Raw genomic sequence first — 26982 nt, 5'->3', positions numbered from 1 at the left:
GAGCTGCCTTTCACACTGACAACATCTTCACACACAATATAAAGATTCTTTTAAGCGAGGCTAACTAATGCCTTAAGCTTATGACTGGAGCTTTGCTCTTTGTCTATGGTTAAACTTTAGAGTGTTAGCTCAAATTTGACAAACGAGAAAAATAAACCTAATAGGTGAAAAAAACTAAACTATAGACTTTTGTCTAATATATAAAGACGGAATTACTTTGAAGAGGAGTGTTATGGACTTTCTATAGGCACAAAAAAAGCGCTATAAAGCGCTTTTTATACAATTTCATCAAATAAGTAAGCTATTATTTAACTCACCGAAGTATTTATACATTTAATGATATTGATATTATAAGTTGGACTTAAATAATTTGGTTTTCTTTCCATGCTTGTTCTTTAGCTAAACGATTTTTGCGTTTATCACATGGATCATCGCAATCACAGGCTTTATCAATACCAACCGAGCCTAAACCACCACAGCTGCTTGCCATAGATTTTTTTTGCACGATCATACCAATAGCCATAGCCGAAACTATCAAAATTAATAAGCCAAAAGTAAGAAGAAAAAGTGACATTGCTTAGCCCCTATTGATCAGCAATAAATTAAACTCAAACATTTTTGAGCAACTGCTATTATATACCAAATAACACGGAAATAAACAAGCCAGCACCATACTATAAATAAGGTTTGAATGCAGGACTTGAGTAGGTAACTAAACCCTCTTTTGATTTACCTATTAAATAAACCGGTAAATCATGTTGCTCAGCATAAGCTTGTGCTTTTTCCATCCCCATTACAGTAAGTGCCGTTGCTAAACCATCAGCTGTCATAGCGCTTGGATGAAGCACAGTTACCGACACTAAGTCGTGCTTAATAGGCATCCCTGTTACTGGATCAATTAAATGAGTATAGATCTCGCCATCCATTTTATAAAAAATACGATAATCGCCCGATGTAGCAATACCACTTGTACCTGGCGATAAAACACGGTGTACTTTTCGCTCCCCTGGTTGTGCATCTGGCTGCTCAATCGCAATTTTCCAATCCTGATTATTTGCCTTTTCACCCGCTATACGCAACTCACCACCAATCTCAACCATGTAATTAGTAATGCTGTGGCTTTCTAATAACTGCGCCACTTTATCAATACCATACCCTTTAGCCGTTGCCGAAAAGGAAAGCTCTAACCCATCTACTGTTTTAGCCAAACCTTGCTGTGTTAAGGTAAGCTTATCAACACCTATTTTTTCGATCATACTTGCAAGCTCTTCATCACTAGGACGATTAGTTGGCTTTTTATCAGGACCAAAGCCCCATAAATCGATAAGTGGCCCCATGGTTACGTCAAGCGTTTTTGTTGACTTACCCAAACGAATCGACTCAGATACAACGGCTCTAAAGTCTTCACTTATCGGCATAACTTTGTTTGCTGGTAAACGATTAAACGTATTTATTTCAGAGTTTTCAATATATGTAGACATTGACTGGTTTACGTTTACCAAAACAGCATCAATTAGCGATTGCAGCTTCTCTGAACTTAATTCTGCCTTTTCATCATAAAACTTAATATGGTAAGTGGTTCCCATAGTCTTACCTTCTAAAAAAGTTTCTTTTGACTCTGGCTTTTCACCACATCCAAACAATAATAAGGTCAGTGTGATTAGTAAAAAGGCCATTACGCCTTGTGAAGTACTTACTCGATTCATAAAAGCTCTACTTAATAGATTGATAAAATTAAAGAATAAAAAAGCCTCGTAACACAAGTGCTACGAGGCTGGTATTTTAACCAAAACTAAACTGTTTTGGTATTAGTGTTAGCCACCGAAGTCATCTAGTAAGATATTTTCGTCTTCAACACCTAAATCTTTAAGCATAGTAATAACTGCCGCATTCATCATTGGAGGACCACACATGTAGTACTCACAATCTTCTGGCGCTTCGTGATCTTTAAGATAGTTCTCAAATAACACGTTATGGATAAAGCCAGTATAGCCTTCCCAGTTATCTTCAGGTTGTGGATCTGAAAGCGCTGTATGCCATACGAAGTTTGGATTTTCTGCGGCTAGGCCGTCAAAATCTTCTACGTAGAACATTTCACGCTCAGAACGTGCACCATACCAAAAACTCATCTTACGCTTAGAGTTTAAACGTTTAAGTTGGTCAAAGATATGAGAACGCATTGGCGCCATACCAGCACCACCACCAACAAATACCATTTCTGCATCAGAGTCTTTAGCAAAAAACTCACCAAATGGACCCGAAATAGTTACCTTGTCGCCTTCTTTAAGTGACCAAATGTACGAAGACATTTTACCACATGGCAAGCTAAGGTTTCTTGGAGGCGGAGCAGCAATACGCACGTTAAGCATAATGATGCCTTCTTCCTCTGGGTAGTTAGCCATTGAGTAAGCACGAATTGTTTCTTCGTCTACTTTTGACTCCAGATCGAAGAAACCAAAATGGTTCCAGTCGCCACGATACTCTTCAGGAACATCGAAATCTGCATATTTAACATGATGAGGTGGTGCTTCGATTTGGATGTAACCACCCGCACGAAACGGCACTGACTCGCCATCTGGAATTTGCAGCTTAAGTTCTTTGATGAACGTTGCTTTGTTATCATTAGAGATAACTTCACAGTCCCACTTTTTAACACCGAAAATTGACTCTTCAAGTTCAATTTCCATGTCGTTTTTAACATTTACCTGACACGCTAAACGACAGCCTTCACGGGCTTCACCTTTAGATATGTGATCAAGCTCAGTTGGCAGAATATCACCACCACCTTCTTTAATGTGAACACGACACTGACCACAAGAGCCACCGCCACCACAAGCAGATGATACAAATATACCTGACTCAGATAGCGCGCCTAAAAGCTTACTACCTGCTGATGTTGTAATGGCTTTATCTTTATCGCCATTAATACCAATGATGATGTCACCGCTTGCAACTAACTTAGATTTAGCACCAATGATTACTAAAACTAGTAGTACAACGATAGCGATAAAAACACCAACGCCTAAGAAAATCTGATAATCCATGATTTATCCTCGCTACCTTTACAGTGAAATACCTGAAAATGACATAAAGCCAAGTCCCATTAAACCAACAGTGATGAAGGTAATACCTAAACCACGTAAGCCGTCTGGTACGTCTGAATATTTCATTTTCTCACGGATACCTGCAAGTAATGTAATTGCAAGCGCCCAACCCACACCAGCGCCAAGGCCGTAAACAACAGATTCACTGAAGTTATAGTTACGTTCAACCATAAAAGCTACTGCACCAAAAATTGCACAGTTAACTGTTATCAATGGTAAAAATATACCTAACGCGTTGTAAAGTGCTGGGAAGAACTTATCTAATACCATTTCAAGGATTTGCACTAGTGCTGCAATAACACCAATGAAAGTTAAGAAACGTAAAAAGCTAAGATCCGCATCAGGGTATCCAAGCCACGTAAGTGAACCCGGTGCTAAAACAGCATGGTAAACCAAGTTGTTAACGGGTACAGAAATACCTAAAACAACGATAACCGCTACACCTAGACCAATTGATGTAGTTACTTTTTTAGATACTGCTAAAAAAGTACACATGCCTAAGAAGAATGATAACGCTAAGTTTTCAATAAAAACGGCTTTTACAAATAAACTAATATAATGTTCCACTGTGTGCCCCTTACGCTTTAGCTTCTACTTGGTCTTTCTTATAAGTACGTAGTACCCATATGAATAAACCAATGATGAAGAATGCACTCGGTGGTAATATTAATAGACCCATAGGTTGATACCAACCACCATCTTGTACTAATGGGATAATATCAACACCGAATAGTGTTCCTTTACCGAATAGTTCACGAATGAAACCAACAGTAAGTAAAACAACTGAATAGCCTAAGCCATTACCAATACCATCAAGGAATGACATAATTGGTGGCGACTTCATCGCATATGCTTCAGCACGACCCATTACAATACAGTTAGTAATAATCAGACCAACGAATACCGAAAGCTCTTTAGCTGTAGCATAAGAAAACGCTTGTAGTACTTGGTCAACAACAATTACCAACGATGCAATAATCGTCATTTGTACGATGATACGTACTGACGATGGGATCTGGTTACGAATTAGCGAGATAAAGAAGCTAGAAAACGCAGTTACCAAAGTCAATGCGATTGACATGATTAATGCATTTTTTAAGCTAGACGTTACCGCTAGCGCAGAACAAATACCAAGTACTTGTAGTGCGATTGGGTTGTTAGCTAAAACCGGACCAAATAGGACCGCCTTCATTTCTTTAGTATCAGCCATTATTTCAATGCTCCATTACGTACTTTAGCAAGGAAAGGGCCAAAGCCGTTTTCGCCAGTCCAAAAATCAACTGCATGATCAACACCGTTAGATGTTAATGTAGCACCTGAAAGACCATCGATTTTATGCTCATCACCGCCCGCAGTACCTTTAACGATCTGGATTGGTAACTCTTTACCTTCCCAAGTAGCAGTCCACTGTGGATTTTGAATTTCACCACCTAGACCCGGTGTTTCATTATGCTTGTAGAAGATGATGTCTTTAATTGTTTCACCATCGCTTTCAAGCGAGATAAAACCGTACATCAAACCCCATAAACCATAACCCTGGATAGGAAGGATAATTGCGTCAGTAGAGCCATCGTCTTTTTTAGAGATGTAAACAGGCGCACGCTTGGTAATACGTTGAATACCAGCAATGTCCTTAATGCCATTCTCTTTTAGAGACTTACCTAAGTCTGCGTCATACTTTGTTTTTTCAAAGTCAAAGTCTTCTATAGGGTCTGCAAAATCACCGCTTTGCATATCTATAAAGCGTGTTTCGATTTTAGCTTCAAACGTTTCAGCAACGTTGTCAACTTTGCTAATACCCGCAGCAGCTAAAATATTGCTTTGAATATCTTTTGCTTTGTTTGCTTTTTGCAAAGGACGAAGCTGAACAGAAGCAAACGATACAATAATTGCACACACCAAACATAATGCGACAACTACCGCTAATGTTTTGCCAATCGATTCGTTATTACTAGACATTACGCACCAGCCTCCGTTTGATATTAGCTTGCACTACAAAGTGATCGAATAATGGTGCAAACAAGTTAGCAAACAAAATTGCCAGCATGATGCCTTCAGGGTATGCAGGGTTAACAACACGAATCATGATAACCATAAAGCCAATAAGTGCACCGTATGCTAATTTACCTTTATCAGTAAATGCAGCAGATACTGGGTCAGTAGCCATAAAGAACATACCGAATGCAAAACCACCTAGTACCATGTGCCAATACCAGGGCATAGCAAACATTGCGTTAGTTTCTGAACCAATTGTATTTAGTATCGATGAAGTAATCACCATACCTAGGAATACACCTAGCACAATACGCCAAGAAGCAATACGAACGTAGATTAAGAACAAACCACCAATTAGGACAGCGAGAGTTGACGTTTCACCCATAGAACCTTGAATGAAGCCGTAGAACGCATTCCACCACATTTGCATGTTAGCGTAACCCAAGTCACCACCTAACGTACCAGCAAATGCTTGGCCTAGCATGGTTGCACCAGAGAAAGAATCTACTGCAGTCCATACTGTGTCACCCGAAATTTGAGCTGGGTATGCAAAGAATAAAAACGCACGACCGGCTAAAGCTGGGTTTAAGAAGTTGCGACCAGTACCACCAAATATTTCTTTTGCGATTACAACACCAAAAGTAATACCTAGTGCAACTTGCCATAAAGGAATTGTTGCAGGCAAAATTAGTGCAAACAAAACAGAAGTAACAAAGAAGCCTTCATTAATTTCATGTTTACGGACAGAGGCAAATAGTACTTCCCAAAAACCACCAACAATAAAGGTTGTCGCATAAATAGGTAGGAAGAAACATGCTCCGTAGAACATTTTAGCGCCCCAACCTGCAGAAGCGGTTAATTCACCACCAAGTAGTTCATATAAACCGACTTGCCATATATTAGCGAGTTCAAAACCATTGCCTAAGGCAATAGATGCTTGATGGCCAATATTGAACATGCCAAAAAACATGGCAGGGAACGTCGCCATCCACACTAAAATCATCATGCGTTTTAGGTCGATGTTATCGCGAACATGTGTCGCGCCTTTATTTACATAACCAGGAGTATAAAAAATAGTCGCAGCTGCTTCATACAGCGCATAAAATTTTTCATGCTTACCACCGGGTTCGAAATGCGGTTCGATGTTTTCTAAAAAAGTTTTTAAACCCATTTTAGCCTTCCTTCTCGATCGTAGTTAAGCAATCGCGTAAGGCTGAGCCATACTCGTATTTGCCAGGACAAACGAAGGTACATAACGCTAAATCTTCTTCATCAAGTTCAAGCGCGCCCAATGAAATTGCACTGTCTAAATCGCGTGACAAAATATCGCGTAATAAAGGAGTAGGCAAAATATCGAGTGGCATTACACGCTCATAGCTACCAATTGGTACCATGGCGCGTTTAGAACCCCCTGTTGACGTTGTCATTTTAAATAAACGACTCGGAGCAAGGTGAGATATAAAAGTACGCGTTACAGAAAATTTATCACTACCTGGTGCAATCCAACCAAACAGTTCTTTTTCGCGACCTTCAAGTAATACAGACACTTGAACGTGGTAACGACCTAAGAATGCATGAACACCGTTTGAAGTAGAGCCTGATAATACTGAACCAGAAATAACACGGTTATCACCGTCTTCTAATTCACCAGCCACTAAATCATCCAATGAAGCACCTAATTGTGTTTTCACTAAACGAGGATTCTTGACACGTGGACCTGCAAGCGAAATAACACGACTTGTGTAGATTTCACCGGTAAGGAATAAGTGACCATACGCAATAACGTCTTGGTAACCAATATGCCAAACTTGTTTACTAACAGATACAGGGTCAAGGTTATGGATATGAGTGCCTACAAGGCCAGCCGGATGCACACCACCAAACTCATGTACTTCTACTTGAGCAATAGATGAACTTGGAACTTGGCTGCCAGCTTGCTTACAAACAAATACCTTACCATCGGTCAAACGCGAAACAACAGCCAAACCTGCTTCGAATGCTTGCGCATTATCAGCAATAATTACCGCAGGATCTGCAGCAAGAGGATTGGTGTCAATTGCGGTCACAAAAATAGAACTAGGATTTGCATCCACAGCTGCTACCTTACTGAATGGGCGAGCACGTAGTGCTGTCCATTGACCAGACTGTATAAGTACTTCTTTAGCTTTTTCACGATCTAAGCTTGTAAGCTCAGTTTCAGAGAAAGAGTCAAAGGTGATTTGCTCACTGCCGTTTACTTCAATAACAACAGATTGCAGCACACGTTTAGCACCACGATTTATTTCTTTTACTACACCAGAAGCTGGAGCAGTAAATAGGACGCCTGGGTTCTTTTTATCTTCAAAAAGTACCTGGCCTTTTTTAACTTGGTCATCCATACGGATATGCATGGTTGGACGCATACCAATAAACTCTTCACCTAGCACAGCTACACGTTTGACGGGAGAACCGTCGTGAATAACTTGCTGAGGTGCGCCCTCTATGGGTAAATCCAGACCTTTTTTTATGTTGATCATACGCACTTGCACTACATTAACGGAAAGAAACTGAAAAATCGTACCAACCACGTCGCCATTTAGCTATTCCAAGTTATTTCAATGTATAAAAGAACAACTCGCTATGAATACTAAACAGGCAGCGCGGTAAAAACTCTTCACATATTGCCTCAATTTTAACACCATTGTGGGTGACTATGCGAGTGTATTTACAAAAATTATACGAGAGATATGCTTATTTAGATTTGTTAAGTACATTTAATAAAATTTAAGTTAGACCAAAGTGGTACCTAAAGCAATGAATGACATTTTTCAATCAAAAATTATAAGTAAGCCTTAAAAGCAAAAAAGTCGCACTAGGCGACTTTTTATTACATGTTTTAAAAATAATTAACTAATTAAATTTGCAATTGGTTTAACTGAATCTATATCTTTTTCGTAATCAACACCATCAATCCCAAAACCAAATAAGCGTAAAAACTCATTATGGTAACCAACATAGTCTGTTAGCTCATCAATACTGCTTGTATCAACACTATCCCATACAGCTTGAACGCGCGCTTGCACATCATCTTCTAGCTCTTTGTAGTTTTGGAATAAATGTCCACCGTCGTCAAAGCGAGGTGATTCACCATACAAGTTTTCACTAAATAATGCGTGAATTTGCTCAATAGTGCCTTCGTATGTTCCGTCTGCTTTCATAACTTTAAATAAAGCAGAGATATATAACGGCATAATAGGTATAGCAGAACTTGCTTGCGTTACAACTGCATTAAGTGATGAAACATATGCCTCACCATTTAAATCTTTTGTTGATTCTTTAATCGCAGCCGTTGCACGGTCTAAATCTTCTTTAGCTTTACCAATAGTAGCGTGTCCGTATATTGGCCATGTTAACTCTTTACCTATATAAGTGTACGCAGTCGTTTTAAAGTTATCGGCTAATACATCTGCTTCTTTTAATGCGTCAATCCACATTTCCCAATCTTCACCACCCATTACTTTAATAGTGTTGTCGATATCGTCTTGGTTTGCAGCTTCAACCGTAATTTCATCAATTTCTCGCTTTGATGTATTTAAGTTTTTAGTGGTTACTGCATTACCTATTGGCTTAAGTGTAGATGAGAACACTTCACCTGTATTTGGATCTGTACGACGAGGAGACGCTAGGCTGTAAATTACAAGGTCAACCTTTCCTAAGTCTTCTTTGATCGTATCAATTGTTTTTTGTTTTATTTCGTTAGAAAACGCATCACCGTTAATATTTTTAGACCAAAGACCAGCTTCGTCTGCAGCATCTTGAAAAGCAGCGGTATTGTACCAACCAGCAGAACCTGTTTTACGATCTGTACCTTCTTTTTCAAAGAAAATACCTAATGTTTTAGCACCACCACCAAACGCAGCAGTAATGCGCGATGCCAAGCCGTAGCCTGTTGATGCGCCAATAACTAATACATTTTTTGGTGCACTTTTTAATGCGCCTTGTTGTTTTACATAGTTAATTTGTTCTTGAACATGCTCTGCACAACCAGCTGGGTGTGCGTTTGTGCATATAAATCCACGAATTTTAGGCTTAATGACCATTGATGATCCTATATCTTTTACAATAAAAATTAGCGCTAGTTTAAAGGCTAATACTAAAAACACTGATCTGATCAGTTAAACACTAATCAGATACTTTAAAAAACATTACTTAGCTAATTTTAGAGCCGCCCATACAATTAGGTGAATTAGGCGCTTCGCCGCCCTGCTCTGAATACTCATCGGGTGTATATGTATGAATAGCGAGTGCATGAATATGATTTGCTAACTCATCTTTTAAAATTTCATTAATTTCGCGATGACGCTGTAATAAACGCTTACCCGCAAAACCTTCGCTAACCACGACTACTTTAAAGTGTGATTCAGTGCCGGCACTGTGCATGTGGCTTTCGTTAATCACGTTTAAATGCTTACACGCAATGGCGTTGCTTATTTTTTCTTGGATCTGTTGCTGCATTGACATAAAAAGACCGTTTTAATTAGCTAATTTATATACTTACTATAACAATTTAACGCAGCGATTGGCTAACTAAATTGCTTTTGCTTAATGTGCTTTATAAATCGGTAAGTTAAACTTATTCGCGGATGCGCAAGCGTTGTTTGCTTAGGTATTGCATGTTGATAGTCTCGTTGACTATGCCCATTCATTACTAAACAGCTGCCACTTTGTAATTTTAAGTCGGTTACTTTATTGCTCGCCTTGTGCTTTAACTTTAGAACCCGATCAGCTCCTAGAGAGACACACACAATTGTTGGTTTATCACCAAGCTCTATTTCATCATCACTGTGCCATCCCATCGTATCATTACCATCTCGGTAATAATTAACGAGCAATGAGTTTAGAGGCTGGTTTAAATGTGCCTCTAAACGCTTTCGCATATTCAGTAACAATTCATCCCATGGTTCTACTATTTGCTTACTACTTGAATAGCCGTATTCAATATTTAAATCGCTCATGAAACATTGCAGCCGAGGAATAGGCCCCGTTTTGCCATAAACAGTTACATCGGGTTGCTGCCAACGTAGGTTTTTTTGCAAATAATAAAATAGATCGAGGCTTTTTTGTGCACTAAGTGCTCTACTTTGATAAGAAAAGCCATTTGGTAACTGTTGGGGGTTGGCGTTTTGCCGTTGCATGTTAGAATTTACCTACATTAGTTTACTGATCAAAAAACCATTATGACGACGCAAGCCCAGCTAGGCGATAAAACCTTTACTCTTGAACGCTTTCCATTGGATCAAAAAAACCGCAGCTTACAAGCGTGGGATTCGGCAGATGAGTACCTTATCAATTATGTTAACGAACATCACCCTGATTGTCGCTCATTGCTTATTTTAAACGATAGCTTTGGTGCACTTGCTTGTTATTTTAATAAGTTAACGGTTTGTTCAGTTAATGATTCTTATATTAGCCACCAAGCTGCGGCTTATAACTTACAAGAAAACAAACTGCCTACAGCAGAGTTTACACAATTAGATAGTTTATCGGCATTACCCGAGGATGTTGATTTAGTACTTATTAAAATCCCTCGTAATGTGGGATTTTTACAGTTCCAATTAAGTGAACTCAGTGAAGTACTTGCACCTGGTACGCCAGTAATTGCTGCAGGTAAAACAAAAGAAATTCACAACTCAACAATAAAATCATTTGAGCAGTTTATTGGTGAAACAACAACAAGCCTAGCGGTTAAAAAGTCTCGTCTTATATTAAGCACAGCTAAAGGCGGATATAAAGCAGCAGACTTCCCTGTAACATGGGAGCTTGAAGGTACTGAATTTAATATAACAAATCATGCAAATGTGTTTTCGCGTGATTCGTTGGATATTGGTGCTCGCTTCTTTTTTAACTACTTACCAGAAACACCAAAAGCTAAAAGCATTATTGATTTAGGCTGTGGTAACGGCGTTGTTGGATTAATGACGCTTGCTCGTTGCCCTAATTCATCAGTTACCTTTGTTGATGAGTCTTACATGGCAGTCGAGTCGGCTCGGTTAAATGTAGAAATTAACCTAGGCGATAAGTTTGATAACTGTGAGTTCATCGAAAACGACTGTTTAACAGGTTTTGAAAGAGACAGTGTAGATATGGTGCTTTGTAATCCTCCATTTCATCAAGCTCAAGCTGTTACCGACCACATTGCTTGGCAAATGTTTAAACAAGCAAAAGATACTTTAAAAGAAGGCGGCGAACTGCGTATTATTGGTAATCGTCATTTAGATTATCATGATAAATTAAACCGTATGTTTGGAAACTGTAAGTTGTTAGGTTCAAACAAAAAATTTGTCGTTTTGAGTGCAACAAAAAATAGTGGAATGCTATAAATGAAAGTAACAAACATTATAATGGGGTGTTGTGTATTACTGATACTTGGTGGCTGCGCGAATCAGCCTAGCCAAGTAATACTTAACCCTGTTTATAAAAATGGTCAAATAAGCACTATAAATAGTAGCTTAAGTACCAGTGTAATTGATTTACGTGGCGATACATCAACACTTAAACTTATTGAGTCAGACAAAACTAAAACCTTTGCAAGCCAAGGCATTACCAGCTCTATTAAAAGTGTGTTAGACAGCGCCCTTAGCCGCAATGGTGCCAGTATTTCTAATTTGGCAACTATTCGCTTTGAAGTAGATATTCATGCACTACAAGCGGTAGTAACCGAAAAATTAGTGAGTCATACCAGCGAAGCCCAAATAGAACTTGGCGTACGTGTTATTCGCGCCTCAAGTAACTTTAGTAAAGTGTATAGAGGTAGTGCTAATTTAGAAGGCCCGTTTAGTCATGAGCGAGCTAAAATTGAAGGTCAGCTCAATAAGTTGACTGAGCAAGTTATTACCCGCATTGTATCTGACCCTGAATTAATAGAATTTTTAGAAGGTTAACTATGAAACGACTTTTTTTAATCTGCTTAGGCCTATTTTTTAGTACAAGTAGTTTAGCAGCCCAAGAAGGCCGCTTTATGCAAAAAGACAACATTTTTCCACGCGTCGAAATCGTAACGACAATGGGTAGTATTGTTGTTGAACTGGACCGTTCAAAAGCACCCATTACGGTCAACAACTTTTTAACTTACGTGTCAGATAAGAGCTATCAAGGCAGTGTTTTTCATCGTATTGAGCGCGATGTGGAAAATGAGCGCGACTTTGTTATTCAAGGTGGCGGCTACGATAAAGATTACGACGGCTTACACGAAAATGACCCTATTTTTAATGAAAGCGGTAACGGTTTAAAAAACGATATGTATAGTATTGCTATGGCGTATCAGGACCGTGAACCTCACTCTGGTACTCGTCAGTTCTTTTTTAATATGGATAACAACGATCACTTAAATCCAGGAAAAGATTGGGGTTTTGCTGTTTTTGGTAATGTGATGGAAGGTTACGAAACACTAGATAAAATTATGGCCGTAGAAACAGGATTTAATGAAAAGATTGGTTACGATTTTGTACCAAAAACACCCGTCGTTATTTTAAATATTAAATTACTTGATCAAACACCATTATAATTAGTGAGGTGCAGTTAAACTGCACCCGCCCTCAATGAAGGCCCTATGAGCAAAACACTCTCAATCCGTGAATACTTTTCTTATTTTAAAGATAAACGCTTAATCCATATTTTTATATTCGGTATGAGCAGCGGATTTCCGTGGGTACTCATTGGCTCAGTGATGTCTGCATGGCTTAAAGATGAAGGTTTAAGCCGCAGTATGATTGGTTTATTTGGTATTGTATTTGGTGCATACAGTATTAATTTTTTATGGTCGCCTTTAATTGATCGTACAAAACTTCCCTTTTTATACATATTGTTAGGTCAACGCCGTAGCTGGATACTGTTTTGCCAAAGCTTCATATTAATTGGTGTACTGCTATTAGCTGGGCTTGATTTAAAAGCAAATTTAGCACTTGTAGCTGCTATTTGTTTGTTAATCGCCATTGCTTCTGCCACGCAAGACATCGCTATTGATGCATTCAGAATAGACACTCTTAAAGCAAACGAATCTCACAAAGCAACAGCGGCAGCCGCTATGGCAACGTCTGGTTGGTGGACAGGTTATGCGCTTTTAGGTGCAATTCCATTTTATATGGCTGATATCCCCTCGCTCGATTGGCCACAAATTTATTACTTTTTAGCTGCTGTAATGCTGCTGCTAATGAGTGGAGTATTGTTCGCAAAAGAACCTGAATCAAATAGAGAAGCGGTACATGCCGAACTTGAACGTGTGTACCTTGAAAAACTGTCCTCTACAAAACAAACCCCTCTTACAAAAACTGTTGCGTGGCTCGCGGTAACCGTTATTGATCCCTTTAGAGCTTTTTTTACTAAAAATGGCGTTAAAACGGCATTGGCATTACTTGCGTTTATTTTCTTATTTAAAATAGGCGAAGCGTTTTTAGGGCGAATGTCGATTGTTTTTTATAAAGAAATTGGTTTTAGCAATAGCGATATAGCTACATTTTCAAAGGTAGGTACTGCCGTACTTACAATCATATTTACCTTTGTTGGCAGTTTATTTAATCAAAAATATGGCATTGTTAAGGGTTTATTTGTTAGTGGCATTGCGATGGCGGCCTCAAATTTAGCCTTTTCGTGGATTGCTTTAGTTGGCCCTGATTTAAGACTGTATGCCTTTGCTATTGTTATTGATGGGTTTACACAAGCGTGGTCGCTGGTCGCTATGGTGGCCTTTATATCGATGTTATGCGATAGAGCATTTAGTGCAACGCACTATGCATTACTGGCATCATTAGGGAATTTAGGGCGAACGTTACTTTCGAGCTACAGTGGTGTAGTAATTGATGATTGGTTAATGGGAAATTGGTCGCTGTTCTTTGTTTTAACAGCCTTGATGGTTATACCTTCGCTGATATTTTTATATCTGATTAGGCATAAGTTGTATGAGCTTGAGAAAAATTACCATAAAAATATTTAATGCATCCCTGCATTAACATATTGCTTAGCACTATCAAGTGACCCTTATGCGTACTAAGCAATGATTGAGTTAATCTACTTTTAGCAAGCTAAGTGCTTCATGTGGATCAACTTCTAGCGCTGTACAATAACGAACAAACTCAATCACATCTAAACGGCGTTCTTGATTTTCAATCTTGCCGATAAATGAATGAGGCGTTCCAAGCACTTGTGCTAGGCTTCGCATTGTATGACCCTTTTCGTGGCGTTTACTTTTAAGCCACTTTGTCAGCTTTGCATTTTCTTCTGAAGAAACTGTTTTGCCCATCATTTTACATCTCCTACTAGATGATTTGACGTACCTATTAAAGCAGTAGTCTCTATCAATAGCTGTAGGCAAGTAAGTAGTCATACTTTTCAATAGCAAGCTATTGCTTAACAAAGCATGTGTTGCTACTCACTCCACCAATATAGCTAAAAACACTACGCTAATAATGTGGTAAAGATTTATTTTTATTGAGAATGAAATTTTGCCCGTCTCATTCTTGGATACATTATATACCATTAACACTTTGGTTAAATATTTAATTACATACTCGGTACAAAATCAAACTGAGTCAATATTTATAAACACTGAACATTTAACCTAAACTACCAGAAAACATTAAAAAAATAATATTACCTTATTAAACTAGCTTAAAAATATCTGTTCCTTTTTAATGTTACATGTTTATGATTAAGTAATAATTAGCCCTAATAGGACCAAATAATGTTCAGACTCTTTTTTTATTCCCTATCGTGCTGTGTTTAGGCTGGTACTTGTTTTTACGCTACAACAACGTACCCATTAAAGAAGGAAAAAAAGGTTTTATGTATATATTAGCGTTTTCTGCTTTTGTACTTGGCTTTTTTGTATTAATAATGCAAATAACCGAATACACCCCAACCGATTTGTAGGCATTAAAAAAGCCGCAAAAGCGGCTTTATTCTATTTAGCGTTTAGCTGTTAAACGCTAAAGCTTGCACCACAACCACAGGTCGTTGTTGCATTTGGATTAGATACAAAAAAGCGTGCGCCTTCTAATCCTTCAGTGTAATCAACCTCACCATCAACCAAATATTGAATGCTCATTGGATCGATAACGAGTGTTACACCATTTTTTACAATTTCTAAATCGCCAGGATTCGCTTTTTCATCAAAAGTAAAACCATATTGAAAACCAGAACAACCGCCGCCTGTTACATAAACACGTAGTTTTAGCTCTGGATTTTCTTCTTCGTCGATTAACTGTTTAACACGAACAGCAGCTGCATCGCTGAACTTAATTGGTAATTCTTCAGACATTTTAAAACCCCTCAATATCGTAATGGGGTGATTATCTAATACCCGAGTGTTTTAATCAAGTATAGTAAAACAACTCTTTTAACTATGTTATAGCTATTAATTAAACATTTAAAATAGGTTGTCTAATAATCTATTTAGCTTTAAATACCGCTTTTTAATCAAACTGGTTGATATAGGGCATTAATTGTTAATATAAGTGACGAAAATTTCAAAATCACAACGACTTAGCTAAACTCTTTTGCTAAAATGCTGCTGAAAAATACAGCGAGGAATTATGCATGTGGCTTGAGCAACTCAGGCGTCGGCTGGCAAAACCTAAAACATCTGTACAATTATGCTTATTAGGCGTAGTTGCCGGATTAATTGCTGCATTTTTTATTATTTTATTTCGCTTAACTATTCTGTTTTTCCAAAGCTTATTTTTAGAAACACCTGACGACTTTACTACCCTACCCACACTTGAACGTGTATTAATGCCTTTAGTTGCTGCATTACTAATAGCCACGTTTGCTGCCTTTACTGGGTTTAAACATTACCGCTTGGGCATCCCCTTCGTTATACACAGAATTAAACGTCACTACGGGCAAATGCCTTTATACAATACGGTTAATCAATTTGTTGGTGGCGCACTTGCTCTCATTAGCGGTTTTTCAGTTGGCCGAGAAGGGCCTTCCGTGCATATGGGCGCAACGGGGGCGAGTATTTTGGCAGATAAGCTGCATTTACCGCATAATGCCATGCGTACTCTAAGTGGTTGTGGTGTGGCAGCAGGTATAGCCGCCTCGTTTAATACCCCCCTTGCCGCTGTTATTTTTGTGATGGAAGTGGTACTTCGAGAATACAAAGTACACATATTTGTGCCAATCATGCTTGCTGCTGTTACTGGTGCACTCGCTACGCAGTTTGTTTTTGGTGAAGGCTCTGAGCTTGCACTCATTACCATAGCGCCATTAAGTGGTTGGCATTACCCTTATTTAATATTATGCGGTATGGCGTTAGGGGCTATTGCATTTAGCTTTAATCAAAACTTAATGCTAATTATTAAAACATTTAAACCTTTAAGTATGTTTCCTCGTTTACTAATCGCAGGCTGTATTGCCAGCTTAATAGCTTACGCGGTGCCTCATGCTATGGGTTCTGGTATGAGTGCAATTACTATCGCGGTTGAATCTCCTGATAACGTAAAACTACTTACCACCATTTTAATCGCTAAACTACTTGCGACATTGTTTGCTATTGGCTTGGGTATTCCTGGTGGTTTAATTGGTCCGGTAATTGGGCTTGGTGTATTAATTGGTACATTAATGGCTTTTTTTGCTCAATATATTAGTCCGGGTACTGATGTTGCGGGTACGTATGGCGTTTTAGGTATGGCCGGATTAATGGCCGCCACGCTGCATGCACCGCTTGCTGCATTAACAACAGTTATGGAGCTAACATCGTCACCGGAAATTATTGTTCCTGCCATGCTTGTTATAACAACGGCTTATGTAACTGCATTACAGTTTTTTGGAAATCGGTCCATATTTTTACAGCAGCTCGACTTTCAAGGCTTACCCTATCATGTATCTCCCGCCACCGAAGCACTGCAAAAGGTGGGCATAATGGATGACATGGATGAAAATTTCAAATTACTGTATTCAGATGATAAAGAACAAATAAAAAAGACCCTTGATGCTATGGATAGCCAAACACCTTTGATCGTATTTGATGAGAAAAATGGTTACAGGCTTGCTGAATATGATTTAAGTTTAATGTCTGATCAGGCAATTAATTTAAACTATATTAGCCTGCAAGGTATTAGTAGCCAAGCTACACTCGCTGATGCATTCGACATGTTAAAAGACAAAAGAAGTGGCGCATTATACGTTTACAACCTTTTAGATAATCAACAAATTATGGGGCTATTACGCTGGGATCAAATAAACAATATTTTGACTATACGTAATAGCTTACTTTAAGCAATAAGGATTACTATGAGCGCATTATTAATTTATAAAACACTCCACATATTTTTTATGATTGCGTGGTTTGCTGGCATTTTTTACTTACCACGATTATTTGTATATCACGCAATGAGTGAAGAGAGATCTTGCAACTCAATGCTTAAAGTTATGGAGCGCAGGTTACTTTACTTCGTCACTCCATTTGCTATTTTAACCGCCGTTTTTGGCGTACTAACCATTGTTGAATATGGTCGTGATTGGTTTAGATACAGTATATGGCTACATTACAAACTTGTACTGGTCATTATTTTATACCTATACCACGGCTACTGTTTTAAGTTATTGAGTGACTTTAAACATGACCGAAACACTAAAACAGACCGCTTTTACCGCATTTTTAATGAGCTCCCTGTTATTGCGCTGCTCATCATAGTGGCACTTGCGGTAATAAAACCTAATTTATAATACCAATCGGCTTATATATGGGGTCTATTTAACGCTAAGAAAATTACGCTAGAACTAGGCAAAAAATTTTGTATCTAGTTGTTCTAAATTAAAAATTTTTAACGACGTTATAGTGAAATTTAATGCGTGAAATTGCTCAAATATTTATGCCGGTTGGTACAAGCTTTGTAGCGCATGTTAAACTGCACTGCAATTTACAATACTTGCTATAACACGCGCGATTGCGTGCTCCATTTATTGGATTATCGCGCCCATTTGATTGATTAGGAATTACCCCATGTTAAGTTTCCAAGGCGAACATATACTGTCTGTAAATCAGCTAGACAGAGACTGCATTGAACGTATTTTTGCAGTAGCTAAAAAAATGGAGCCTTATGCTAAAAAACAAAAGCAAACAACAGTGCTCAAAGGCGCTATTTTAGCTAATTTGTTTTTTGAACCAAGTACTCGCACGCGAGTTAGCTTTGGCACAGCCTTTAACTTACTTGGCGGTGGCGTACGTGAAACGACAGGTATGCAAAGCTCAGCGCTTGCCAAAGGTGAGTCACTTTACGATACCGCGCGCGTTATTTCAGCTTACGCCGATGCTGTTGCTATGCGCCACCCTGACGCAGGCTCAGTAAGTGAATTTGCTGACGGCTGTACTGTGCCAGTTATTAATGGCGGCGATGGCCCCAATGAGCACCCTACTCAAGCATTACTCGATTTATTAACCATTGAGCGCGAATTGAACCGTTTTGATCAAAATATTGATGGCATGCATATAGCGCTTGTGGGTGATTTAAAATATGGTCGCACAGTACACTCTCTATCAAAACTATTGTGCCATTATAAAAACGTAAAATTTTCGATGGTCGCACCTGATGGCCTACAAATGCCAACGAGCATTTTAGATGCCGTAGAAAATGCGGGACACAAAATTGAGCTAGTAAACAAGATGGAAGGTAATTTAGCAGCCGATATTGTTTACCAAACACGTATTCAAGAAGAGCGTTTTCCTTCACAAGAAGAAGCAAATAAATACCGTGGCGGTTTTAGAATTAGCCAATCTATTTACAGCGCTCATTGCAAACCTAACTCTGTATTAATGCATCCGTTACCACGTGATAGTCGCTTAGAAGCCAACGAGCTTGATAACGACTTAAACAGTAACGACAATTTAGCAATATTTCGCCAAGTACAAAATGGCGTATTAATTCGTATGGCACTGTTTGCCTTAACACTCGGCGTAGAAAATAAAGTCGATAAGTATGAAGTAGACGTACCTTGGTTTAGCCGCAAACGCGACAGCTAAACCTTTTTAAGTGACAATTTATAGGATTTTTCATGACAATTAGCCAAGACTTATTTGAACGCGCTCAAGCCTCTATTCCAGGTGGCGTAAACTCGCCAGTTCGTGCTTTTAATGGTGTAGGCGGTACGCCGCTATTTATTACAAAAGCAGAAGGCGCGTTTACATTTGATGCCGACGGTAATCGTTACATTGATTATGTTGGCTCTTGGGGGCCTATGATCATGGGCCATAACCACCCTGCAATTAAACAAGCCGTTCACGAAGCTGTAGAAAATGGCCTTAGCTATGGCGCGCCAACTGAAGCCGAAATATTAATGGCTGAAAAAGTAAAAGAGCTGGTTCCATCAATCGAAAAAGTGCGCATGGTTAGCTCAGGCACTGAAGCGACAATGAGTGCAATTCGTTTAGCACGTGGCTTTACCGGCCGCGATAAAATACTAAAATTTGAAGGTTGTTACCACGGCCATGCTGACTCGTTATTAGTTAAGGCAGGCTCTGGTGCACTAACAATGGGCGTACCTAATTCTCCAGGTATTCCTGAAGACTTTGCTAAGCATACACTTACTGTATCGTTTAATAACCTAGATGAAGTAAAAGCTATTTTTGCAAAATACGCAGACGAAATTGCCTGTATTATTGTAGAGCCAGTAGCCGGTAACATGAACTGTATTCCACCCGTGCCAGGCTTTTTAGAAGGTTTGCGTGATGTGTGTGATGAATATAAATCAGTACTTATTTTTGATGAAGTAATGACGGGTTTTCGTGTTGCACTTGGCGGTGCACAAGCTTATTACAACATTAAACCAGACCTTACGTGTTTAGGTAAAGTCATTGGCGGCGGCATGCCCGTTGGCGCGTTTGGTGGTAAAACCGAAATAATGGATTACATTGCGCCTGTGGGCCCTGTATACCAAGCGGGTACTCTTTCTGGCAACCCTATTGCGATGGCTGCAGGTTTAAAATCACTTGAGCTATTATGTGAGCCGGGTCTACACGATAAGTTAGAAGCTATTTCAAAAGCGCTGTGTGAAGGCTTTGAAGCGGGCGCTAAAAAAGCAGGCATTGCATTAACAACTAATTATGCTGGCGGCATGTATGGATTCTTTTTTACTGATGCTGAAAAAGTAACGACATACAAACAAGCGACTGAATGCGACCTAGAGCGCTTCAAACGTTTTTTCCACCTTATGCTTGAAGAAGGTGTGTACCTTGCACCATCAGCATTTGAGGCTGGTTTTGTATGTGCTGCGCATACTGAACAAGAAGTAAAAGATACAATAGCGGCAGCAGAACGCTCGTTTGCTAAACTTTAAGTTAAGATTACTTTTTATATTCTATAAGCGCTTGTTTTTAAAGTGTGTAATTAAGACTAAAGATTGAAAAAAGCCCGAAAGGGCTTTTTTTATTTGTAAAGTACTATAAATGAATGATAATTAAGCATAACAAGGTCTATTCACCTTTACCCTAATTACAAAAATACAAGAGAGCCTTATGTCAGGATTACGCCAATTTTCTTTTCCCGCTATCCAGCTAATGGCAAATTTAAAATACAAAACTAAAATCAGCTTAATGTTTGGAATTTTACTGGTTCCTCTTGCACTTAGTTTGTTTTTTTTAGTCTCGTTATTAAGTGAAAGTATTGCTGTTTCAAAAATGCAGCAACAAGGTTTAAAAGGTTACAGGTCAATACTCTCAAATCAAATGCAGGGAGAAGCAAATCAAAATATAAAAATAGCTCGTTCACTCGGTTTTGATATAAAAGACGATCAAGAAAATGAAGTACTTGAACTTGTGTCTATTCAATCAAATCTAGCCTTAGACAGTCAATTAGCAAGCGCTTATGTAAACCGCTCTTTAGTCACGCCAATTCCTGCACTTATAATGCAAATAAACTCGACAGCGCAAAGCGCAAATACTGTTTTGGCAAGTAACCGTTTTACGCCCGATACCTTTATAGCGCTTTCAAATCTTAGTAAATCACTTCCTTTATACGAAAAACAACTCGATAAAATACTCAATGTAGCCACCAATGCAGATAAATCAGTAAATATAGCGCTGATGCCTTCGTTAACTAATTTACACAGTGCTGTGGGTGCATTTAAAAAAGCGATAGATGAAAAACTACTTGAGCCAGACGATATTTTGTTAACTCAATCAGAATTTACTAAACTAACAAACAATGTTCACAGCAGTATTAATCAACTTGTTAGTAAGAGTATTCCAACGCTTGAGAACCTTATTGAAGCAAAACTGCAAACTCAACAGTGGACTCGAAATCTTGTTTTAGCCGCTTCATTGATTAGTTTGTTATTTGCATTTTATTTAATGATTGGTTTTTATTTTGCGGTTGTTGATACCATTAATCGTTTTGCTGATGCAGCCAATAGAGCCGCGAATGGCGACTTGAATGCGACTATCGATTCGAGCACTAATGATGAAATGGGAATTATTGCATCGCGTTACAACGCATTACTTAACGCATTTTCACATTTATTATTTGATGTTAAAGCAAGTACAGAAGAGCTATGCGATGCAACTAAATCGCTATCACATGCCAGTAGCCAAACAAGCAATGATGTTTCAAAACAGCAAATTCGAGTAAATGCCATTTATAATGCACTAAGCGATATGGCTCAAAACGCACTTGCAGTTGAAGAGTCAGCCCATCAAGCAACGCTTACCGCGCAAGATGCTGCTGCGCATGTGAAACAAGGCTCAGATAATACAATGGAGCTTGCTAAATATATGCAAGACCTACAAATTGAATTTGCAGAGAGTCAACAAGCACTCGATAAGCTAGCACAAGATAGCCAAGAAATTAGCAAGGTAAGTAAAGGGATCAGTGAAATAGCCGATCAAACAAACTTGCTAGCACTTAATGCCGCTATTGAAGCCGCGCGAGCTGGCGAGCATGGTCGAGGCTTTGCCGTTGTAGCTGATGAAGTAAGAACTCTTGCTCAGCGTACACAAACACAAACCCAAGAAATTCACCAAATTATTAGCTCCTTGCAACAAGCATCTGACGACACTCAGCAAAAAATGCGTTCAAGTGTTGAAAAAATGGAGCAATCAGTAAAAGCAGCCAATCAAACCAATGAAGTATTGCAAAGTGCAGAGCAAAGTATGGGCGATATTAAACATCAAGGTGAAGTTATTGCAGAGCGTGTTAAACAGCAATCAAATGCAACAACACAAGCACTCAATGATTCGCAAGAGGTGAGTAATTTAGCAGATCAAACGCTAACATCAGCTCAATCAACGCTGCAAGATGCACAGCAATTAAGTCGCTTGTCTAATGATTTAACCAAATCAATGCAGTTTTTTAAATCTTAATACCAATTCGCTTAATTAAGTGATCTATTTTGAGGGAAGAAAATCGTGTCGATAACAAGGCAAAAATTTCGTTATTTAGTTGTTCTCGGCAATTGCTCCTGCATTGCTCTACCTCCTGCATCCATGCAGTTGTATATCAGAAATTTTTAACGTAGTTAACGTCAGATTTAACCCCTCAAATTGATTAAGTATTATTACGGATTGGTATAATTACGCTAACTATACTTTAAACAACAAAGCCGCTAAATAAGCGGCTGTGTTGTTTAAAGTAGTCTTAAATTAACGAATACACTGTGGTCTTGGCTCAAACTCACTCGCTCTAAGCGGTAGCTGAATCACCTTGCCACATCCTGGTGGTGCCTGCTTACCCGTTTGCTCATTTACAAATGCCCAGCGTATTGATGGTGGACGCGTATCAGCTATTGCTTGTGGGTTAAGTGGCTTTAAGTAACGAATATACGCTTCTAATGCGCCTACGCTGCCTGTTAACCCCGTGCTTTTGTTGTCGTCTCGACCTAGCCAGGCAACCGTCACTGTATTTTGATCAAAGCCTGCAAACCAACTATCACGTAAATCGTTACTGGTCCCTGTTTTACCTGCAAGTTGGATTGACGGGAAGTGTAAATTTAAGCGTTTAGCAGTGCCGTCTTTCGTTACGCGTTTCATTGCGTATTTAGTCATATACATTGCAGATTTATCAAAACGAGGCTCTGCATTTACTTTATGCTTATAAAGTACTTTACCAACCGAGTCAGTTAATGCCGAAATTGCAGTAAGCTTTTTATATTCGCCATCTGCAGCAATTGTCGTATAAAGCTGAGCAACTTCAAAACTCGACATTTCAACAGCCCCTAAAAGCAGCGATGGGTATTTATCTATCGCCCCTTTAGCGCCTAATCCTTTTAGTGTATTCGCGACTTTATCAACACCTACATCGAGGCCTAAATTAACCGCTGGAATATTAATACTGTTACTAAATGCTTTATAAAGAGGGATTGCTCCACGGTATTTATGATCAAAATTTTCTGGTTGCCACACTTTTCCCTGCTCATTTGTAACCTGTACTGGCGAGTCATCAAGCAAAGTAGCTAAATTATAATGTGGTAATTGCAATGCGGTTAAATACACAGCAGGTTTTACCAGCGAGCCAATATTACGCTTTGTATCTAAAACACGGTTAAACCCTGAATAACGAACATCGCGCCCTGCAACAAGTGCAGATACACCGCCCTTTTCTACATTAACAGAGATCATGGCTGCTTCTAGTTTTTCGGTTTTAGGGCGATTTTCCAGATACGGTAAGCTCTTTTCGATAGACTCTTCCATTGCTGTTTGCTTTTGCAGATCAAAATAAGTAAATACTCTTACGCCCGCATCAAGTGTTTGCTTATCTGGCAATAATTCATTTAGTTCTCTGTTTACTAACTCTAAATAGCCTGGATATGATTTTTGTAAACTCGCTTTCATAGGCGCAATATCAATTGGGCGATTGAGCGATGCACGATACTCTTTTGTGCTAAGCAGCTTATTTTCAACCATAAGGCGAAGCACTAAGTCTCGGCGCTCCATTGTACGCTCTTTGTAACGACGAGGATTATAATAAGACGGGCCTTTAACCATAGCCACCAGCAAAGCAATTTGATCGAACTCAAGCTCATCTACCGGCTTTGAAAAGTAAAAGTCAGAAGCCAGCCCCATACCATGTACACCTTGGTTGTATGACTGCCCTAGATATACTTCATTTAAATAAGCCTCTAGTATCTGATCTTTTGAATAACGATAATCTAAAATAAGGGCAATAAAGGCCTCATTAATTTTTCGCACTAAAGAACGCTCACGCGTTAAATAAATATTTTTAGCTAATTGCTGAGTAAGCGTACTACCACCTTGAACGGTCCGTCCCGCTTTAATATTTGAATAAAACGCGCGTAAAATAGAAAACACCGACACACCATGGTGCTCATAAAAATCACGATCTTCAACCACCAGCAGCGTATCTTTTAACATTGCTGGAAACTTATCCAGCGGTACAAATTCTCTGTCTTGTTTAGAGTCGTTACCAATGCGCGCTATTTGCACTGGCTCTAGGCGAGCGGTGTTTAAACGCCTGCCAAACTTATCTTTAATGGTCGCAACTTTCTGCCCTGCAAAGCGAAGTTCAATAATATGTGATTCTTCAAGGCCATCATAAAATTCAAAATCACGGCGATAAATCTTGATGCTATCCGCTGTTTTAACAAACTGCCCTGTTCGGCTTAATCGATTAACGGATGAATAATTTAAACGATCTAGCTCAAACACTACTTCTTGGCTTGATAAAAACTGCCCAGGATAAAACGCCATAGAACGTGCGTACACTTGCGCTGGAAGTTGCCATTTATTTCCTTCAAATATACGCGTTGTTTTTGAATCTAAATAGATGAAGTACATTGCCATTGCAATAAAAACAGCCAAGCTTAATTTCCAAAACACTGACCATGCCTTTCTCATAAAAGAGCGTTTAACAGTGGCTTGCACTGTTTTTTTACTGCCCTTTGAGGTGCTTTTTTTTGTCTTGCTTGACGATTTACTTGCACGTTTAACTGCAGGTTTACTGGTAGGTGTTTTTTTATTATCAGCCATTTAAGTGTAATTTATTCCAAGGGTTATTCACAAGTGTGAGCTTAGCATATTGAATATACCCTAACATCCGAAAAGTTAACCCCCCCTGAAACAAAAAAGCCCTACCGAAGTAGAGCTTTTTAATAACACACTATTATTTACATAAATAAACTATTAGCTATTTCGAACAGAAACAAACTCTGGGTAGGCTTCAATACCACAATCGTGTTGATCCATACCATTTAGTTCTTCTTCTTCGGTTACTCGTATACCCATTGTTTTGTTAAGCACAGTCCAAACAATAAATGATGCTACAAATACAAAAGCAAGAATACATGCTAAACCAATTAACTGATTAACAAAGCTTGCGTCACCATTGGTTAGTGGTACTAGCATGATACCTAATGCGCCACACGTACCATGAACAGAGATAGCGCCCACTGGGTCGTCAATCTTAACTTTATCAAGTGCGATGATACTAAATATAACAAGTGCACCACCAAGTAGACCAAGTAAACATGCCATTAATGGTGAAGGCGAAAGTGGGTCAGCAGTAATTACAACTAAGCCTGCTAATGCACCATTTAATACCATGGTTAAATCTGATTTACCCCAAAGTACTTTACATACAAACAGTGCTGCAATAGCACCCATTGCAGCTGCTGCATTGGTGTTAAGTAATATTTGGCCTACTGCAGTTGCGTTTTCTTTATCCGATAGTAGTAATTGAGAACCACCGTTAAAGCCAAACCAACCCATCCATAAAATAAATGTACCTAGCGTAGCAAGTGGTAAGTTTGAACCTGGAATTGGGTATATTTCACCGTTCTTACCATATTTACCTTTACGAGCACCGAGGATTAATACACCAGCTAGTGCAGCGGCTGCACCTGCGCCATGCACAATTGCAGAACCTGCAAAATCAACAAAGCCCATTTCAGATAAGAAACCACCACCCCATGTCCAGTAACCTTCAATAGGGTAAATAAAACCAGTTAGTACTACAGCAAAACCTAGGAAAGCCCACAGTTTCATACGCTCAGCAACAGCACCCGATACAATCGACATAGCGGTTGCAACAAATACTACTTGGAAGAAAAAGTCTGATTCTAAAGAATGGTCAGCATCGGCAGCTTGTGTGCCAATTAAAGCGCCTATTGAAGGAATAAAACCACCTTCGGCATTGTCGACATACATAATGTTGTAGCCAACTAACAAAAACATCGTACATGCAATTGAATACAGCGCGACGTTTTTAGTTAAAATTTCAGCTGTGTTTTTAGAGCGAACTAAACCCGCCTCTAACATGGCAAAACCAGCTGCCATCCACATTACTAATATACCCGATATCAAAAAATAAAAAGTATCGAGTGAAAATTTAAGTTCTACAATTGTATTTTCCATAAACCCTCCTTAAATTGCTTCTTCATCAAGTTCGCCGGTACGGATACGAACAATTTGATCCAAGTCGTACACAAAAATTTTACCGTCACCAATTTTACCTGTTGATGCAATTTTTGTGATTGCTTCAACAACGCGTTGACAATTTTCAGTACGAGTTGCAATTTCAAGTTTGATCTTAGGAATAAAATCTACTTGGTATTCTGCACCACGATATAACTCAGTATGACCTCGTTGACGTCCAAAACCTTTGACATCAACGACTGTCATCCCCTCAATTCCTAAATCAGCGAGTGCTTCACGCACGTCATCTAATTTAAATGGTTTTATGATTGCACTAATCATTTTCATAGCGGCCCCCTCGGACTCTTTATTGTTATCCTGTTAGCTTAAACAATCCAACCTTTGTGCCACTATTTTATACTGTTAAAAAACAATACTTTACACAAAAACACAAACTAAAAAACAAAAAAAACGCACCAATTAGGTGCGTTAATTTAACAAGATAGCTACATTGGTGCGTGTTGGGTTTATGCTAAAATTTTGCACAAA

26 protein-coding genes are annotated in these 26982 nt (G+C 38.9%); 10 read left to right on the top strand and 16 right to left on the bottom strand.

Annotation, left to right across the window (positions count from 1 at the left end; translation table 11 throughout):
- Window positions 1-361 precede the first annotated feature (361 nt).
- From nqrM to P20652_RS07110, 11 genes are all read right to left on the bottom strand, one after another.
- Window positions 362-574 (bottom strand): (Na+)-NQR maturation NqrM, encoded by a 213-nt coding sequence (gene nqrM / locus P20652_RS18415; protein ID WP_033017578.1) that lies wholly within the window; start codon window positions 572-574, stop codon window positions 362-364.
- A 100-nt stretch (window positions 575-674) separates the two neighbouring features.
- Window positions 675-1706: an FAD:protein FMN transferase gene (locus P20652_RS07065; RefSeq protein WP_008169738.1), complete on the bottom strand. Its 1032-nt coding sequence runs from the start codon at window positions 1704-1706 to the stop codon at window positions 675-677.
- Window positions 1707-1814: 108 nt separating this feature from the next.
- Window positions 1815-3044 carry an NADH:ubiquinone reductase (Na(+)-transporting) subunit F gene (gene nqrF, locus P20652_RS07070; protein ID WP_008169735.1) on the bottom strand — a complete coding sequence of 410 codons (1230 nt, stop codon included), beginning with the start codon at window positions 3042-3044 and terminating at the stop codon, window positions 1815-1817.
- An 18-nt stretch (window positions 3045-3062) separates the two neighbouring features.
- Window positions 3063-3671 (bottom strand): NADH:ubiquinone reductase (Na(+)-transporting) subunit E, encoded by a 609-nt coding sequence (nqrE, locus tag P20652_RS07075; protein WP_008169734.1) that lies wholly within the window; start codon window positions 3669-3671, stop codon window positions 3063-3065.
- 10 nt (window positions 3672-3681) lie between these two features.
- The gene (locus tag P20652_RS07080) at window positions 3682-4314 is read right to left on the bottom strand and encodes an NADH:ubiquinone reductase (Na(+)-transporting) subunit D (protein WP_008169732.1); all 633 of its coding nucleotides are present in this window, start codon (window positions 4312-4314) and stop codon (window positions 3682-3684) included.
- A complete protein-coding gene (locus tag P20652_RS07085; RefSeq protein ID WP_008169730.1) occupies window positions 4314-5063 on the bottom strand; it encodes a Na(+)-translocating NADH-quinone reductase subunit C in 750 nt (249 codons plus the stop codon). The genes P20652_RS07080 and P20652_RS07085 overlap by 1 nt, the downstream gene beginning before the upstream one ends.
- Window positions 5056-6270: an NADH:ubiquinone reductase (Na(+)-transporting) subunit B gene (locus tag P20652_RS07090; RefSeq protein ID WP_008169728.1), complete on the bottom strand. Its 1215-nt coding sequence runs from the start codon at window positions 6268-6270 to the stop codon at window positions 5056-5058. Before P20652_RS07090 ends, P20652_RS07085 begins: the two co-directional genes overlap by 8 nt.
- Window position 6271: 1 nt before the next feature.
- Window positions 6272-7615: a Na(+)-translocating NADH-quinone reductase subunit A gene (locus tag P20652_RS07095; RefSeq protein WP_033017576.1), complete on the bottom strand. Its 1344-nt coding sequence runs from the start codon at window positions 7613-7615 to the stop codon at window positions 6272-6274.
- Between the two features lie 369 nt (window positions 7616-7984).
- On the bottom strand, window positions 7985-9178 hold the full coding sequence (fabV, locus tag P20652_RS07100; RefSeq protein WP_008169725.1) for an enoyl-ACP reductase FabV: 1194 nt from the start codon (window positions 9176-9178) through the stop codon (window positions 7985-7987).
- A 109-nt stretch (window positions 9179-9287) separates the two neighbouring features.
- Window positions 9288-9599, bottom strand: coding sequence for a BolA family transcriptional regulator (locus P20652_RS07105; RefSeq protein WP_008169720.1), 312 nt, complete (start codon window positions 9597-9599; stop codon window positions 9288-9290).
- Between the two features lie 62 nt (window positions 9600-9661).
- The gene (locus tag P20652_RS07110; protein WP_008169719.1) at window positions 9662-10273 is read right to left on the bottom strand and encodes an alpha-ketoglutarate-dependent dioxygenase AlkB; all 612 of its coding nucleotides are present in this window, start codon (window positions 10271-10273) and stop codon (window positions 9662-9664) included.
- 42 nt (window positions 10274-10315) lie between these two features.
- Between P20652_RS07110 and P20652_RS07115 the strand changes: the two genes are divergently transcribed.
- From P20652_RS07115 to P20652_RS07130, 4 genes are read left to right on the top strand one after another with little or no spacing between them, the layout of a single operon-like run.
- Window positions 10316-11458 carry a methyltransferase gene (locus tag P20652_RS07115; protein ID WP_008169717.1) on the top strand — a complete coding sequence of 381 codons (1143 nt, stop codon included), beginning with the start codon at window positions 10316-10318 and terminating at the stop codon, window positions 11456-11458.
- A complete protein-coding gene (locus tag P20652_RS07120; protein ID WP_008169715.1) occupies window positions 11459-12019 on the top strand; it encodes a YajG family lipoprotein in 561 nt (186 codons plus the stop codon). It abuts the gene before it with no gap.
- Between the two features lie 2 nt (window positions 12020-12021).
- Window positions 12022-12642: a peptidylprolyl isomerase gene (locus P20652_RS07125; RefSeq protein ID WP_008169712.1), complete on the top strand. Its 621-nt coding sequence runs from the start codon at window positions 12022-12024 to the stop codon at window positions 12640-12642.
- 45 nt (window positions 12643-12687) lie between these two features.
- On the top strand, window positions 12688-14067 hold the full coding sequence (locus tag P20652_RS07130) for an MFS transporter (protein ID WP_008169711.1): 1380 nt from the start codon (window positions 12688-12690) through the stop codon (window positions 14065-14067).
- A gap of 69 nt (window positions 14068-14136) precedes the next feature.
- On the opposite strand, the gene P20652_RS07135 is transcribed toward P20652_RS07130, so the two are convergent.
- Window positions 14137-14376 carry a helix-turn-helix domain-containing protein gene (locus tag P20652_RS07135; protein ID WP_007584874.1) on the bottom strand — a complete coding sequence of 80 codons (240 nt, stop codon included), beginning with the start codon at window positions 14374-14376 and terminating at the stop codon, window positions 14137-14139.
- A gap of 425 nt (window positions 14377-14801) precedes the next feature.
- Here P20652_RS07135 and P20652_RS18410 point away from each other — a divergent pair, with 425 nt between their 5' ends.
- On the top strand, window positions 14802-15002 hold the full coding sequence (locus P20652_RS18410; protein WP_033017574.1) for a hypothetical protein: 201 nt from the start codon (window positions 14802-14804) through the stop codon (window positions 15000-15002).
- Between the two features lie 49 nt (window positions 15003-15051).
- Here P20652_RS18410 and erpA read toward each other — a convergent pair whose 3' ends face one another.
- Window positions 15052-15390: an iron-sulfur cluster insertion protein ErpA gene (gene erpA / locus P20652_RS07140; protein ID WP_008169708.1), complete on the bottom strand. Its 339-nt coding sequence runs from the start codon at window positions 15388-15390 to the stop codon at window positions 15052-15054.
- A gap of 278 nt (window positions 15391-15668) precedes the next feature.
- On the opposite strand from erpA, the gene P20652_RS07145 reads away from it, so the two are divergent.
- From P20652_RS07145 to P20652_RS07165, 5 genes are all read left to right on the top strand, one after another.
- Window positions 15669-17351, top strand: coding sequence for a chloride channel protein (locus tag P20652_RS07145; protein WP_008169707.1), 1683 nt, complete (start codon window positions 15669-15671; stop codon window positions 17349-17351).
- Between the two features lie 15 nt (window positions 17352-17366).
- A complete protein-coding gene (locus P20652_RS07150) occupies window positions 17367-17801 on the top strand; it encodes a CopD family protein (RefSeq protein ID WP_008169704.1) in 435 nt (144 codons plus the stop codon).
- 277 nt (window positions 17802-18078) lie between these two features.
- Entirely contained in the window at window positions 18079-19095 is a 1017-nt protein-coding gene (locus P20652_RS07155) for an aspartate carbamoyltransferase (RefSeq protein ID WP_008169702.1), read from the top strand.
- Between the two features lie 32 nt (window positions 19096-19127).
- The gene (gene hemL / locus P20652_RS07160; protein ID WP_008169700.1) at window positions 19128-20408 is read left to right on the top strand and encodes a glutamate-1-semialdehyde 2,1-aminomutase; all 1281 of its coding nucleotides are present in this window, start codon (window positions 19128-19130) and stop codon (window positions 20406-20408) included.
- 178 nt (window positions 20409-20586) lie between these two features.
- On the top strand, window positions 20587-22428 hold the full coding sequence (locus P20652_RS07165; RefSeq protein ID WP_008169698.1) for a methyl-accepting chemotaxis protein: 1842 nt from the start codon (window positions 20587-20589) through the stop codon (window positions 22426-22428).
- Between the two features lie 279 nt (window positions 22429-22707).
- Here the strand turns inward: P20652_RS07165 and mrcB are convergent, their stop codons facing one another.
- The 3 genes from mrcB to P20652_RS07180 all read right to left on the bottom strand — a co-directional run bounded on the left by mrcB (window position 22708) and on the right by P20652_RS07180 (window position 26781).
- Complete coding sequence (gene mrcB, locus P20652_RS07170) at window positions 22708-25050, bottom strand: penicillin-binding protein 1B (protein ID WP_008169696.1); 2343 nt, start codon at window positions 25048-25050, stop codon at window positions 22708-22710.
- Window positions 25051-25203: 153 nt separating this feature from the next.
- A complete protein-coding gene (locus P20652_RS07175) occupies window positions 25204-26433 on the bottom strand; it encodes an ammonium transporter (protein WP_008169694.1) in 1230 nt (409 codons plus the stop codon).
- A 9-nt stretch (window positions 26434-26442) separates the two neighbouring features.
- A complete protein-coding gene (locus P20652_RS07180; protein WP_004587162.1) occupies window positions 26443-26781 on the bottom strand; it encodes a P-II family nitrogen regulator in 339 nt (112 codons plus the stop codon).
- Window positions 26782-26982: the final 201 nt, after the last annotated feature.

Source organism: Pseudoalteromonas sp. BSi20652 (assembly GCF_000239855.1).
GTDB lineage: Bacteria > Pseudomonadota > Gammaproteobacteria > Enterobacterales > Alteromonadaceae > Pseudoalteromonas.
This window is presented reverse-complemented; position numbering and strand designations above follow the sequence as displayed.